This window comes from Streptomyces sp. NPDC005899, assembly GCF_040629645.1.
Taxonomy (GTDB): Bacteria; Actinomycetota; Actinomycetes; order Streptomycetales; family Streptomycetaceae; genus Streptomyces.
On the sequence record NZ_JBEXWB010000176.1, the window covers coordinates 1 to 12,619 of the forward strand.

Below are 12,619 nucleotides of genomic sequence, written 5' to 3' on the forward strand. Positions count from 1 at the left end.
TCAGGCACCGGGCGCTCCTCGTGCGGGCGGTGCCTGAGCAGCGGCGCCCGCCGCCCGTCCGGGGCGAGCCGCAGCAGGTCGTCGATCCCCGCCAGCAGGCGCCGGGTGACCTGCGGGCTACCCGTCGCACACCACCTGATCTCCTCGAAGGCGAGATCAACGACGTCCGTCCAGCCCGGGCCGTCCCGCACGAGCCGCACCTCGCCCCGGCGGTCACGGTGATGGACCGGACCGAGGGGGTGGTGCACCACGGTCGCGAGGCACTGCACGATCCGGTCGAGGCACTGCACGGCCGTCGTCGGGTCGTTGACCGCGGTCGACAGTGCCCGCAGAGCGATGTCGGAGAGCTGGCGCAGGCCGAACGTCAGGTCCTGGTGGAGCGTGCGCTCGACTCCCACGAAGACGGTGTACCTCAACCGGTGCGCCGGCGGCGCCGCACCGCCGTGCACGGCGAACAGGGGTGTGCCGGGAACGAGGAAGTCCCCGATCCGGGGCAGCAGCCGCAGCACCACACCCTGCCGGCCCGCGGCGCGCACCAGCCGTGCCACGTGCACGTCCCGCAGGACCCCGGCCCGCCCCCGGTGCACGACACGGGCGGTCTCCGGCGGGAGCGGCTCGTCCCCGGCGGGCTCTCCCGACACCCGGCCGACGACCCGGAACGACTCGCGTGCGATGTGGTCGACGACCGGGCCCACCTGCATGAGGCGGAGGGTCGACGTCACGTAGGCGATGAACAGCAGCAGGCTCAGGCCGACCATGACCACGGTGAGCAGGCTCTGGAGCAGCGGGACGGCCACGATCCGGCGCGGATCGGTCTCGCTCTCGTACGACGTGAGCACGAGCAGCGAGAAGGCGAACGTCGACAGGAAGACCGTCAGCGTCAGCTTGCTGATCCGGCTCCGTACGAAGATCCGCACCACCCTGGGGGTGAGCTGCCCGGCCGCCATCTGCACGGCCACCAGGGAAATGCTGAACACCACGCCGATGAAGGTCATCATCGCGGAACTGATCGTGGTGATGATCGACTTCGCGTCGGTGGTGAAGGCGATCAGGGTCCGGATCTCCTCGTAGGCCCCCTCGCGCCGCAGACGGGTCACGATCTCCGTGTCCAGGCCGGACAGACCCCACCACACCAGGTAGGAACAGACCAGTCCCACCGTCGGGGCGAACCAGAAGGTGTCACGCAGGTGCTCACGCAGCGGGGACAGCATGCGGGGACGCCGAGGGGCACGGTCGGTCATGCCCGCGAAGGTAGCCCGGGCGACTCCCCGCGCACGTCAGGCGACGCACCGTACGCGCGTCGTGGCGGGCCGGGCCCGGCCGTCCGGCCGAACCGGGCGGCACCGCACTGACCACCGAAAACGCAGGTGAAGGCCACCCCGAACCCCTGGTATTGTTTTCCTTGTCGCCGCGGGGAACACCTCGTGAACGACAGACACCTTGTCCGGGTGGCGGAATGGCAGACGCGCTAGCTTGAGGTGCTAGTGCCCTTTATCGGGCGTGGGGGTTCAAGTCCCCCCTCGGACACCGACGAGAACCCCCAGGTCAGCCTGGGGGTTCTCGCTTTTCCGCCCTACTGCTCGATGCGCAGGAACGTCACGGAGTGCGCGGGGAACGTATGGGTGAAGGTCCGGCCGGCGACGCGGAGGACCGACTTCCGCGGCGCCACCTGCCGGTCCTCGGCGGTGTTCACCGCGTCCGGGGCCGCCTGGAGGGTCGTCAGCCGGGCGACCCGTGAGCGGGGCTCGGCACCGAGGTCGATCCGGGTCCGGGCGTCGGCGGCCTGCGCGTTGACCACCTTGACCACGAGGTCGCCGGTGGCGTCGTCGCGGGTGACCACCTGCCGGAAGGGTTCGGCGGGCTTGTCGTCGGTGAAGGTGCCCCACCGCCTCCCGTCGAGGAAGAGGGTGACCTGCCGGCCGCGCACCTGGACGCGTATGTCGTAGGCGCGTCCCGTCTCCACGGTGGTCGCGTCCTCGGCCATCGTCTGCTTGGCACCGTCCACCGTCTTCTCGACGGCGGAGCGCGTGTTGTTCCAGCCGCCGAGGTTCCACCAGTACGTGTTGCCGGTGTCCCGCACCCCGAAGGCCACGAGGAAGCCCTCCTTGCCGGCCTTCTTGGTGGCCCTGACCTCGAGGTCGTAGTTCTGCCAGCCGGGGTCCCCCGCCGTCACCAGGGTGTTCTCGGCGCTCTCGTCCAACTGGACGTAAGCCCCGTCCTGGACGGTCCAGGTGCCGCGGCCCGCGGCCTTCGTCCACTGCGCGTCACCGGCGGAGAAGTCGTCGGCCAGCAGCCGGGTGCCGTCCTGGGCGGTGACTTCGACGTCGTCGTACGCGGCACCGGTGGCCCACGTGGACAGCCCGACGGCGCCGGTGATCGGGGCGGTGGTGCCGGGCGTCGGGGAGGCGGTGCTCGGCACGACGCGGTCGCCCACGTCGGTCATGAAGAGTTTCTGCACCTCGTAGTTCGCCGACCCCCACGACCTCTCGTTGTCGAACCAGATCATGTCCGGCCGCCACTGGGCGTCCTCGGTGTCCGCGTACAGCGGGGCGTAGGAGGCGAGTTCCACGACGTCCGCGTTGCGTTCCAGGCCCGTCATGTAGGCCGCTTCGGCGAGCGCGTCCGAGAAGCGGTTGCCGAGCGAGGCGTACTCGCCGAGGAACACCTTCGGGCCGTGCCGGTCGTAGGTGTCGTAGCGCGCGTTGTTCTCGAGGAACCACTGCGGGCTGTTGTAGTAGTGCTCGTCGACCATGGCGACGCCCGCGCCCCGGTTCAGCTGCCACGCGCGGTCGAAGACCGTGCCGCTGTCGTCGGGGCCGGAGTTGCTGATCACCGTGATGCCGGGGTGTTCGGCCGTGATCGCCTCGCGGAACTCGGTGAAGCGGGCGAAGAACTCGTCGGGGAGGTTCTCCTCGTTGCCGACCTCCAGGTGGGTCAGGCCGAACGGGGCGGGGTGGCCCATCGCGGCGCGCTTCGCGCCCCAGGTGGAGCCCGCCGGGCCGTTGGCGAACTCGATGAGGTCGAGGGTGTCCTGGATGTGCCGCCGCAGCAGGGCGGGATCGTCGGTCACCTTGTTCTGGCCGCAGCCGGTCACGAGGGCGGGCACGACGGGCAGGGGCATCGCGCCGATGTCCTCGGCGAACTGGAAGTACTCGTAGTACCCCAGGCCGTAGGTCTGGTTGTAGCCCCAGAAGTTGGCGTTGGCCGGGCGCTGCTCCACCGGGCCGATGGTGTCCTTCCACTGGTAGGAACGCCTGCGCTCCCAGCCGGGTGCCTCGTAGGCCTGGTGGCTGCCGGTGTTGACGAGGCAGCCGCCGGGGAAGCGCAGGAAGCCCGGTTCCAGCGCCGCGGCCTTCTCCGCGAGGTCCTTGCGCAGCCCGTTCGCCCGGCCCTTGTACGTGTCCCGGGGGAAGAGCGAGATCATGTCCAGCCGTACGGTTCCGCCCCCGCCGGCCGTGACGGTGAGCCGGCCGTCCGCCGCGGAGGTCCGGGCGGTGAGGGTCCCGGTGTACTTCTTCCAGTGGTCGCCGCGTGCCGTGACGCGCAGGGGGGCGGTGAGCGCGGTGCCGTCGGCCGCGGTGGCCCCGACGGTCAGCACGGTCCCGGCCGGCCGGTCGGTGCGGGCCCAGACGGAGAAGTCGTAGCGCTCGCCCCCGCGCAGGCTAAGGCCCTGGTGGTAGCCCGAGTTGGTGACCCCGAAGCCGGCCGCGCGGCCCCCGGTCCCGTCGAGGTCGAGGCGCAGGTAACGGCGGTTGCGTTCGTTCAGCCGCCCCTCGTCGTCCACGGTTTCGGCGCGGCCCGTGCCACCGGAGACGGCCGTTTCGCTCCAGGCGGTCATGGGTGAGTACGCGGCGTTGTCGGCGCGGTCGTACTCGAAGGAGCGGTTCTGGACGAGTTCGGCGTACAGACCGCCGTCGGCCGCGTGGTTGATGTCCTCGTAGAAGAGGCCGTACATCGAGTCGCCGATGGCCGGGCCCGTGCGGCCGGGATGGACGGTGAGGGAGTAGTCGGCCGCCTCCGCCGCGGGCCGGCGGTCCTCGGCGCGGGTGGGCGCCGTTACCAGGGCGCCGAGCAGGAGGGCGACGACGGGGACGGTGAGTCTCGGCCACAGGTGCGGGCGCGGGTGCGGCATGGGCGCTCCAGAGATCACTGTTCGGTATACCGGACGTTGGTCAGTGCGTCGAACGCAAGATAGGCAGGGCGGGGCCACGCGTCAACGGCGCCGCCGGAACCGGCCGTCGTCGGGAGCGCACGGGCCCGAGGTCCGGTGTGCCGCCCGGACAGCCGCACACGGCGCCCGCCACGTCGGGCGGGAGCGCCGCTCCCGTGTCAGGGCGGTGGATCGTGTCCGGCGGCCGCGCGCCCTTCCGGTGGTCCCGGCACGCCGCGGTGCCGCCGGCCGCGCAGCAGGAGGAGCGTCCGCCGGGTGCCCAGGCGATGGGATGATGGAGGCGCGTGCCCGTCGTTCCGGGCCCCTCCGGCGACAAGGACCGATGCGATGAGAGGACGGGCGAAGCCTCCCCCCGCCCCACTGCCCCAGCGCGCGGGTGTCGGCCCGGTGCGGGTACGGCTCCCGGCCGATCCTTCGGGCGCCTGGCCGACCGTCCGGGACCACCTGCTGGACCGCTTCGCCGGGGCGATCGGCCCGGAGCGGGTGGACGCCATGCTGGCCGGCGGCGAGTTCGTCGGGGCGGACGGCGGCGCGGTGCGCGCGGACGAGCCGTACGCCGCCGGGCGGTACCTGTGGTTCCACCGCGACTTCGCGCCCGAGGAGCGGGTGCCCTTCCGCGTGGGCGTCGTCCACCGCGACGAGCACCTCGTGATCGCGGACAAGCCGCACTTCCTGGCCACCACCCCGCGCGGCCGGCATGTCACCGAGACCCTGGTGGCCCGCCTGCGCGACGAGCTGGACCTGCCGGATCTGCAACCCGCGCACCGGCTGGACCGGTTGACCGCGGGGCTCGTGCTGTGCGTCGTACGCCCCGGCGAACGGGGGGCGTACCAGACGCTGTTCCGGGACCGGCTGGTGCGCAAGGAGTACGAGGCGGTGGCGCCGTACGATCCGGCCACCGCGCTCCCCCGCACCGTGCGGAGCCGGATCGTCAAGGAGCGCGGGGTTCTCGCCGCCCGCGAGGAGCCGGGTGAGGCGAACAGCGAGAGCAGGATCGAGCTCCTGGAACACAGGGGCGGGCTCGGCCGCTACCGGCTGCTGCCCGCCACCGGGCGCACCCACCAGCTACGGGTCCACATGAACGCGCTGGGGCTGCCCCTGGTGAACGATCCGGTCTATCCGGTGGTGCGGCCCGAGCCGGTGTGCGAGGACTACCTCCGCCCCCTGCAACTCGTGGCGAGAGCACTGGACTTCACCGACCCCGTGACGGGTGAGCCGCGCCGCTTCCTGAGCGGGCGGCGGCTCACCGCATGGCCGGACGACGCCGACGACGGGGCTGACGGCGCCCGGGACGACCCGGCCGAGGTCGCCCCGGACGGCCGCTGACCCGTCAGTGCCCGCGGGCGATCCACTCGTCCAGGTGCGGGGCTTCCGCGCCGATGGTGGTGGAGTCCCCGTGCCCGGTGCGCACGGTGGTCTCCGGCGGGAGGGCCAGCAGCCGGTCCCTGATCGAGTCGACGATCGTCGGGAAGTGGGAGAACGAGCGGCCGGTGGCACCCGGACCGCCCTGGAAGAGGGTGTCGCCGGTGAAGACGGTGGCCAGTTCCGGGGCGTACAGGCAGACCGCGCCCGGGGCGTGGCCCGGGGTGTGCATCACCGTCAGGCGTGTTCCGGCGATGCCCAGCTCCTGGCCGTCGGCGAGTTCGGCGTCGGGGGTCCGGTCCGGGTGGGTCCGCCGCCACAGCACGAGGTCGTCGGGGTGCAGGAGGATCGGCGCCCCGGTCGCGTCGGCGAGTGCGGGGGCCGCGTCGATGTGGTCGTTGTGCGCGTGGGTGCAGATGATCGCGCGCAGCGTCCGTCCGCCGAGTGCGGCCTGGATGGCGGAGGCGTCGTGGGCGGCGTCGATGACGACCGCCTCGGTGTCGTCGCCGACGATCCAGACGTTGTTGTCGACGTCCCACTCGCCGCCGTCGAGGGCGAAGGTGCCGGAGGTGACGAGGTGCTCGATGCGGGCAGCCATCAGAGGACCACCACCGAGCGCAGGACGTCACCGTCGTGCATCCGGGCGAAGGCCTGCTCGACGTCGCCCAGCCCGATGGTCTCGGTGACGAACGCGCCGAGGTCGAGGCGGCCCTGCTGGTGCAGGTCGATCAGCATCGGGAAGTCACGCGAGGGCAGGCAGTCGCCGTACCAGGACGACTTGAGCGAACCGCCGCGGCCGAACACGTCGAGGAGCGGGAGTTCGAGCCGCATCTCGGGCGTCGGGACACCGACGAGTACGACGGTGCCGGCGAGGTCGCGGGCGTAGAAGGCCTGCTGGTACGTCTCGGGGCGGCCGACCGCCTCGATGACGACGTCGGCCCCGTTGCCGCCGGTGAGGGCGCGGATCGCCTCCACCGGGTCCTCGGAGCCGGAGTTGACGGTGTGGGTGGCGCCCATCTTCCTGGCCGTCACGAGCTTCCGGTCGTCGATGTCGACCGCGATGATCCTCGCCGCTCCCGCGAGCCGGGCGCCGGCGATCGCCGCGTCACCGACGCCGCCGCAGCCGATGACGGCGACGGAGTCGCCCCGGCCGACCTGGCCGGTGTTGATGGCGGCGCCGATGCCCGCCATGACGCCGCAGCCGAGCAGTCCGGCGACGGCCGGTGAGACCTCGGGGTCGACCTTGGTGCACTGCCCCGCGGCGACGAGGGTCTTCTCCGCGAACGCGCCGATCCCGAGCGCCGGGGAGAGCTCGGTGCCGTCCAGGAGTGTCATCCGCTGCTTCGCGTTGTGGGTGTCGAAGCAGTACCAGGGCCGGCCGCGCAGACAGGCACGGCACTGCCCGCACACGGCGCGCCAGTTCAGGACGACGAAGTCGCCCGGCCCGACGTCGGTGACGCCGTCGCCGACGGACTCCACGACTCCCGCGGCCTCGTGGCCGAGCAGGAAGGGGAATTCGTCGTTGATGCCGCCCTGCTTGTAGTGCAGGTCGGTGTGGCAGACGCCGCACGCCTGGATCCTGACCACGGCCTCACCGGGGCCGGGGTCCGGCACGAGGATCGTCTCCACGCGAACGGGCTCGTCCCTGCCCGGTGCGATGACCCCTTGTACCTGCTGCGCCATGCCGTGGTCTCCCGTCCCGCTGCCCCGTGCCGCCGATGATCGATCCCACCCACCGTACCGGGGCGGGAGGCGGATCACGGGGCCAGTACGTCCAGTTCGTGCAGTGCGCCGACCGCGATCTCCTTGGTCAGCCGTTCGGCGCCGGCCGCGTCCCCCTCGCGCACGGCTTCGGCGAGCCGGACGTGGAGGGTGACGGCGGCGGGGTCGGGGTCCTGGAACATCACCTGGTGGTGGGTGCGGCCCGCGAGGACCTCGGCGACGACGTCGCCGAGGCGGGCGAACATCTCGTTGCCCGAGGCGTCGAGCACGATGCGGTGGAAGGCGATGTCGTGCCGGAGGTAGCCCTCCAGCTGCTGGCCGCGCGAGGTGGCGACCATGCCGAGGGCGCACTCCGTCAGCGCGGCGCAGTGCTCGGCCGTGGCGTTGCGGGCGGCCAGGCCGGCGGCGACGGGTTCGACGGCGGACCGCAGGACGGTCAGGGAGCGCAGCTGCCGGGGCCGGTCGGAGCCGGCCAGCCGCCAGCGGATGACCTGCGGGTCGTAGACGTTCCACTCCTCGGTGGGGCGCACGGTCACCCCGACCCGGCGCCGCGACTCCACCAGGTGCATGGACTCCAGGACGCGGATCACCTCGCGCACGACGGTGCGCGACACGTCGAAACGCCGGGCGAGCTCGTCCGTGCGCAGGACCCTGCCGGGCGGGCAGTCACCCGCGGCGATCTCCAGACCCAGGGTGTCCAGCACATGCGTATGGAGCCCCTGGGCAGGTGTGGTCATGCGCACCAGCCTACGGGGCGGCCTCGGAGGTGGGTAAGTACGACGTTTATGTCACAGCCTCTTGAATAAGTCGTACGTAATGGGTTTCAGTAGCGCGACGGCCCGATGTCGCGGACCGATGTCGACGAAGACAGCGAGGCAGCAATGAGCACCCCCCACGTCGTCGTGGTGATGGGCGTAGCAGGGACCGGCAAGACCACGATCGGCCCTCTGCTCGCCGACGCCCTCGGCGTCCCGTACGCCGAGGGCGACGACTTCCATCCGCCGGCCAACATCGCCAAGATGTCGGCCGGGACCCCCCTGGAGGACGACGACCGATGGCCCTGGCTGGAGGCGATCGGGCGGTGGGCGCACGGCCGGGCCGGGCTCGGCGGGGTCGTCAGCAGTTCGGCGCTCAAGCGTGCCTACCGCGACCGGCTGCGGAACGAGGCCCCGGACGCCGTCTTCCTGCACCTGACCGGCGACCGTCCCCTCATCGAGCGCCGCATGGCGGAGCGCAAGGGCCACTTCATGCCGACCGCCCTGCTCGACTCCCAGTTCGCGACCCTGCAGCCGCTGCAGGAGGACGAGGCGGGCGTGGCCGTGGACGTGTCCGGCACCCCTGAGGAAATAACCGGACGGGCCGTCGCCGCGCTGCGCCGGCTCGCGAACTAAGGAATCACCACCGTGACCGGTCTCAACGTCGAGACGCTGGCAGCGGATGCCGTCGAACCCATCACCTCGGCCGGCGACGCGCAGTTGGGCATCGCCGTCCTCGCAGGCATCGCCGTCATCGTCCTCCTCATCACCAAGCTCAAGATGCACGCGTTCCTCGCGTTGACCATCGGCTCGCTGGCCCTCGGCTCCTTCGCGGGGGCCGACCCGGCGAAGACGATCGCCAGCTTCACCGCGGGACTCGGTTCGACCGTCGCGGGTGTGGGCGTCCTCATCGCCCTCGGTGCCATCCTGGGCAAGCTGCTCGCCGATTCCGGAGGCGCCGACCAGATCGTCGACACCGTCCTCGCGAAGGCGGGCGGCCGGGCCATGCCGTGGGCCATGGTCCTGATCGCCTCGATCATCGGGCTGCCGCTGTTCTTCGAGGTCGGGATCGTGCTGATGATCCCGGTCGTGCTGCTGGTCGCCAAGCGGGGCAACTACTCCCTGATGCGGATCGGCATCCCCGCGCTCGCCGGCCTCTCCGTGATGCACGGCCTGATCCCGCCGCACCCCGGCCCGCTGGTCGCGATCGACGCCCTCGGCGCCAACCTGGGTGTCACCCTCGCCCTCGGCGTGCTGGTGGCCGTCCCCACCGTGATCATCGCGGGCCCGCTCTTCTCCCGTTACGCCGCCCGCTGGGTGGACATCCAGCCGCCGGAGAAGATGGTCCCGCAGCGCCCGTCCGAGGACCTGGACCGGCGCCCCGGCTTCGGCGCGACCCTGGCGACCATCCTGCTGCCCGTCGTGCTGATGCTGGCCAAGGCACTCGTCGACATCGTGGTGGACGACCCCGAGAACCACGTCCAGCGGGTCACCGACGTCATCGGCTCGCCGCTGATCGCGCTGCTCGCCGCCGTGATCGTCGGCATGTTCACGCTGGGCCGTGCGGCGGGCTTCACCAAGGAGCGCCTGACCGGCACGGTCGAGAAGTCGCTCGCCCCCATCGCCGGCATCCTCCTGATCGTCGGCGCCGGCGGCGGCTTCAAGCAGACCCTGATCGACGCCGGTGTCGGCCGGATGATCCTCGAGTTCTCCGAGAGCTGGTCGATACCCGCCCTGCTGCTCGGCTGGCTGATCGCCGTCGCGATCCGCCTGGCGACGGGCTCCGCGACCGTGGCGACCATCTCGGCGGCCGGTCTGGTCGCCCCGCTGGCGGCCGACCTGTCGACGGCCCACGTCGCACTGCTCGTCCTGGCCGTCGGTGCGGGTTCGCTCTTCTTCAGCCACGTCAACGACGCGGGCTTCTGGCTGGTGAAGGAGTACTTCGGCATGGACGTCCCGCAGACGATCAAGACGTGGTCGGTGATGGAGACGATCATCTCCGTCGTCTCGCTCGGCTTCATCCTGCTGCTGTCGCTGGTGCTGTAGCCGGGCGGCCGGACCGCGGGCCGCCCCCGTCCGGCCGCTCCTACTCCTCCGGCTCCCGCCACAGCGGGTGCCCGGTACGGGCCCATCGGCGCTCGACCGACCCGGTGCGCATGCCACGGCGCGCCTCCGGGTCGGCGAGCGCCTTCGCCATGTGCCCGGCGAGGACGACGCCGACCGCGAGGGCCAGCCAGTCGTGGACGAAGGTCGCACCGGTGCGCCACACCAGCGGGGCCAGGCCCGTGAACCACATCAGCAGCCCGGTGGCCAGCATCACGAGCACGGCGCCGGCGATCCAGCCCGCGTAGAGCTTCTGGCCCGCGTTGAACTTCCCGGCCGGCCGGGAGCCGGGCCGGTGGTCACGGCGCAGGGCCGCCCGCAGCCACTCCCGGTCGTGCGGCCCGAACCGGTTCAGCCGGGAGAGGTCGGCGCGCAGCGCCCGGGAGAGGAGTCCGGCGAGCAGCGGTACGGGCACGAGCAGCCCCGACCACTCGTGGAGGGTGACGACGAGACGGCGGCGGCCGACGAGCTCCGCGAGCTGGGGGACGTACAGGCAGGCGGCGGTGGCCACGCAGAGCAGTGCCGCCCAGGCGGTGGTGCGGTGCACCCAGCGCTCGGCGCGGGTGAAGCGGCGGATCCTCGCGGGTCGTTCAGACGGTGGGGGCGTCGTCGCGGCCGTTGGACCGGCCGACCCAGGCGTCGACGTCATAGCCGAGCTCCTCCCAGTATCCGGGGCGCACGGCGTCGGTGACGGTGATGCCCGACAGCCATTTCGCGGACTTGTAGAAGTACATGGGGGCCACGTACAGCCGCACCGGCCCGCCGTGGGAGTGGGTCAGCGGCTCGTCCCGCATGCGCAGGGCGACGAGGACGTCCGGGCGACGGGCCTGTTCGAGGGTGAGGCTCTCGCTGTAGGCCCCGTCGAAGCAGGTGAAGCGGACGGCCTTCGCACCGGGCCGGACCCCCGCCGCGTCGAGCAGCGTGGAGAGCCGGACTCCTTCGAAGGGCGTCTCGGGCACCCGCCAGCCGGTGACGCACTGGACGTCGCGCACCACGCGCGTCCGCGGGAGCGCCTTCAGCGTGTCGAGTGTGTAGGTGGCGGGGCGGTCCACCAGACCGTCCACGGTGAGGCGGTAGTCGGCGGCGGTCTTCTCGGGCACGGACGTGGTGACCGAGTAGTAGCGGAAGCCGCCGCCGTTGGGCAGCAGTCCGGTCAGCCCGGTGGGGTCCTTGTCGGCGACGGCTCCGAGCCCGGTCTCCAGCGCCCGCTGGAGCAGGGGGGCCGCCACGACTCCGGCGGCCCCCAGTCCCAGCATGGCCAGGACCAGGCGGCGGCCCACGGGTGTGCCGGGCCCGTCGGCGTGCTCCTCGTGGCCGGGGAGGCGTGAGGGATCGGGAGGGTCCGGGCGACCGGGAGGGCGATTGTCCACCCGCCCATGGAACACCCGCGGCCGTCCCGTCACCAGGGACCGCGGGCGTTCGTCACCACGCCGTAAGGACTACCGGCGAGCCGCGGTGCTCCCGGCCGTGTTCTCCGGCCGGCACGAGGCCGCCCCGGCCGCAGCCCGTCGGTGCCGGTCGACAGGAGCGGGGAGCGTGCCCCTGCCCAGCGGCCCTGTGCGAACCGGTCCCGTACGCCGATGAGTTCCTGGTCGTCCAGGGCCGGGTCGAACGCGTGGTCCGGGCGTCCGGCCCCGCGGCGGGAGCGGCCCAGGGGCGGCGGAGGCGGGGACATCCGCAGGCCTGCTTCTCGACGCGGTGTACGGCATGTCGATGCGCAGTGCGATCGAACGTCGCGCACAGCGAACCCGCGGCGCGCGCTTCGCGTCAAGCACGCCCGGTCGGCGAACCGCGCACACCCCTGGAGAAGTCGACCGGAGCCGGACCAGGTGCCAGGTCGTCCACGCAGCTCGTGCGGGTGGGACGGAGGTGCCGCGAGGGGGTGGGGTGACGCGTGCCACACTGCGGGGATGGAGAACCGTGAAGCGCTGCCGCCCTTCCTCCTCGCCTTCCCCGGGCCGCTGCGCGACCGGCTGGTCGCGGCCGTGCTCGCCGGCGAGAAGGTCTCGACGTCCGGGCTGCTCGCGGAGTACGAGGCGGAGAAGGAGGAGCTCCCGCCCGTGGGCGAGCGGTCGGCCCTCATCGACTCCGGCGGGCGGGAGGTGGCGGTCGTCGAGTTGACGGAGGTCAGGGTGCTCCCCCTGGGATCGGTCGACCTGCGGCACGCCCTCGACGAGGGCGAGGGGTACACCTCGGTGGCCGCGTGGCGGGCAGGCCACGAGGCGTTCTGGCACAGCGAGGAGATGCGCGAGGCGCTGGGCGACCCGTCGTTCACCGTGGACGACGGGACGATGATCGTGGCGGAGAGGTTCCGGGTGGTGGAGCGGCTGGAGTGACCGGTCCTCGGGGCGGGGCGGCCGACCGGGGCGGAGGCCGGCCCGGGGGCGCACCGGAGCGCCCTGGCCTCCCCCGCGCCCGGCCGGGGCGCGACCGGCCGCCCCCGGAAGGCCCGGAGCGGGCCGGGGGCCGCTCAGGCGGTCGCCGTCGCCGCCGCCCTGCCCGCGGC

11 protein-coding genes and 1 tRNA gene are annotated in these 12,619 nt (G+C 72.5%); 5 read left to right on the forward strand and 7 right to left on the reverse strand.

Annotated features, from left to right (window positions below; translation table 11 throughout):
* On the reverse strand, positions 1 to 1,241 hold a 1,241-nt coding region (locus ABZ371_RS19750; RefSeq protein ID WP_358681124.1), incomplete at its 3' end, for a DUF2254 domain-containing protein.
* A gap of 201 nt (positions 1,242 to 1,442) precedes the next feature.
* Here ABZ371_RS19750 and ABZ371_RS19755 point away from each other — a divergent pair.
* Positions 1,443 to 1,527 (forward strand) — tRNA-Leu (locus ABZ371_RS19755).
* A gap of 46 nt (positions 1,528 to 1,573) precedes the next feature.
* On the opposite strand, the gene ABZ371_RS19760 is transcribed toward ABZ371_RS19755, so the two are convergent.
* The gene (locus ABZ371_RS19760) at positions 1,574 to 4,132 is read right to left on the reverse strand and encodes an alpha-L-arabinofuranosidase C-terminal domain-containing protein (protein WP_358681127.1); all 2,559 of its coding nucleotides are present in this window, start codon (positions 4,130 to 4,132) and stop codon (positions 1,574 to 1,576) included.
* A gap of 366 nt (positions 4,133 to 4,498) precedes the next feature.
* Between ABZ371_RS19760 and ABZ371_RS19765 the strand changes: the two genes are divergently transcribed.
* Complete coding sequence (locus ABZ371_RS19765; protein WP_358681130.1) at positions 4,499 to 5,497, forward strand: pseudouridine synthase; 999 nt, start codon at positions 4,499 to 4,501, stop codon at positions 5,495 to 5,497.
* 4 nt (positions 5,498 to 5,501) lie between these two features.
* Here ABZ371_RS19765 and ABZ371_RS19770 read toward each other — a convergent pair whose 3' ends face one another.
* The 3 genes from ABZ371_RS19770 to ABZ371_RS19780 form a co-directional block, all read right to left on the reverse strand.
* Entirely contained in the window at positions 5,502 to 6,131 is a 630-nt protein-coding gene (locus ABZ371_RS19770) for an MBL fold metallo-hydrolase (RefSeq protein ID WP_358681133.1), read from the reverse strand.
* Positions 6,131 to 7,216, reverse strand: a complete 1,086-nt coding sequence (locus tag ABZ371_RS19775) for an S-(hydroxymethyl)mycothiol dehydrogenase (RefSeq protein ID WP_358681136.1) — start codon at positions 7,214 to 7,216, stop codon at positions 6,131 to 6,133. Before ABZ371_RS19775 ends, ABZ371_RS19770 begins: the two co-directional genes overlap by 1 nt.
* 74 nt (positions 7,217 to 7,290) lie before the next feature.
* Positions 7,291 to 7,992, reverse strand: coding sequence for an FCD domain-containing protein (locus ABZ371_RS19780; RefSeq protein WP_358681139.1), 702 nt, complete (start codon positions 7,990 to 7,992; stop codon positions 7,291 to 7,293).
* Between the two features lie 144 nt (positions 7,993 to 8,136).
* On the opposite strand from ABZ371_RS19780, the gene ABZ371_RS19785 reads away from it, so the two are divergent.
* Both ABZ371_RS19785 and ABZ371_RS19790 read left to right on the forward strand, forming a co-directional pair.
* Complete coding sequence (locus ABZ371_RS19785) at positions 8,137 to 8,646, forward strand: gluconokinase (protein ID WP_358681142.1); 510 nt, start codon at positions 8,137 to 8,139, stop codon at positions 8,644 to 8,646.
* Positions 8,647 to 8,658: 12 nt separating this feature from the next.
* Positions 8,659 to 10,056 (forward strand): gluconate:H+ symporter, encoded by a 1,398-nt coding sequence (locus ABZ371_RS19790; protein ID WP_358681145.1) that lies wholly within the window; start codon positions 8,659 to 8,661, stop codon positions 10,054 to 10,056.
* A 40-nt stretch (positions 10,057 to 10,096) separates the two neighbouring features.
* On the opposite strand, the gene ABZ371_RS19795 is transcribed toward ABZ371_RS19790, so the two are convergent.
* Together ABZ371_RS19795 and ABZ371_RS19800 are read right to left on the reverse strand one after the other, a co-directional pair.
* Positions 10,097 to 10,762 (reverse strand): cytochrome b/b6 domain-containing protein, encoded by a 666-nt coding sequence (locus ABZ371_RS19795; protein ID WP_358681148.1) that lies wholly within the window; start codon positions 10,760 to 10,762, stop codon positions 10,097 to 10,099.
* The gene (locus ABZ371_RS19800; RefSeq protein ID WP_358681154.1) at positions 10,704 to 11,369 is read right to left on the reverse strand and encodes a molybdopterin-dependent oxidoreductase; all 666 of its coding nucleotides are present in this window, start codon (positions 11,367 to 11,369) and stop codon (positions 10,704 to 10,706) included. The genes ABZ371_RS19795 and ABZ371_RS19800 overlap by 59 nt, the downstream gene beginning before the upstream one ends.
* 654 nt (positions 11,370 to 12,023) lie before the next feature.
* Here ABZ371_RS19800 and ABZ371_RS19805 point away from each other — a divergent pair.
* On the forward strand, positions 12,024 to 12,449 hold the full coding sequence (locus tag ABZ371_RS19805) for an ASCH domain-containing protein (RefSeq protein ID WP_358681151.1): 426 nt from the start codon (positions 12,024 to 12,026) through the stop codon (positions 12,447 to 12,449).
* Positions 12,450 to 12,619 lie beyond the last annotated feature (170 nt).

Bases quoted from the DNA above. Each gene is read 5' to 3' on its own strand.
- ABZ371_RS19770 (WP_358681133.1), bottom strand. From the start codon at position 6,131: ATGGCTGCCCGCATCGAGCACCTCGTCACCTCCGGCACCTTCGCCCTC.
- ABZ371_RS19785 (WP_358681142.1), top strand. From the start codon at position 8,137: ATGAGCACCCCCCACGTCGTCGTGGTGATGGGCGTAGCAGGGACCGGC.
- ABZ371_RS19775 (WP_358681136.1), bottom strand. From the start codon at position 7,216: ATGGCGCAGCAGGTACAAGGGGTCATCGCACCGGGCAGGGACGAGCCC.
- ABZ371_RS19760 (WP_358681127.1), bottom strand. From the start codon at position 4,132: ATGCCGCACCCGCGCCCGCACCTGTGGCCGAGACTCACCGTCCCCGTC.
- ABZ371_RS19805 (WP_358681151.1), top strand. From the start codon at position 12,024: ATGGAGAACCGTGAAGCGCTGCCGCCCTTCCTCCTCGCCTTCCCCGGG.
- ABZ371_RS19795 (WP_358681148.1), bottom strand. From the start codon at position 10,762: ATGACGTCGACGCCTGGGTCGGCCGGTCCAACGGCCGCGACGACGCCC.
- ABZ371_RS19800 (WP_358681154.1), bottom strand. From the start codon at position 11,369: ATGCTGGGACTGGGGGCCGCCGGAGTCGTGGCGGCCCCCCTGCTCCAG.
- ABZ371_RS19780 (WP_358681139.1), bottom strand. From the start codon at position 7,992: ATGACCACACCTGCCCAGGGGCTCCATACGCATGTGCTGGACACCCTG.
- ABZ371_RS19765 (WP_358681130.1), top strand. From the start codon at position 4,499: ATGAGAGGACGGGCGAAGCCTCCCCCCGCCCCACTGCCCCAGCGCGCG.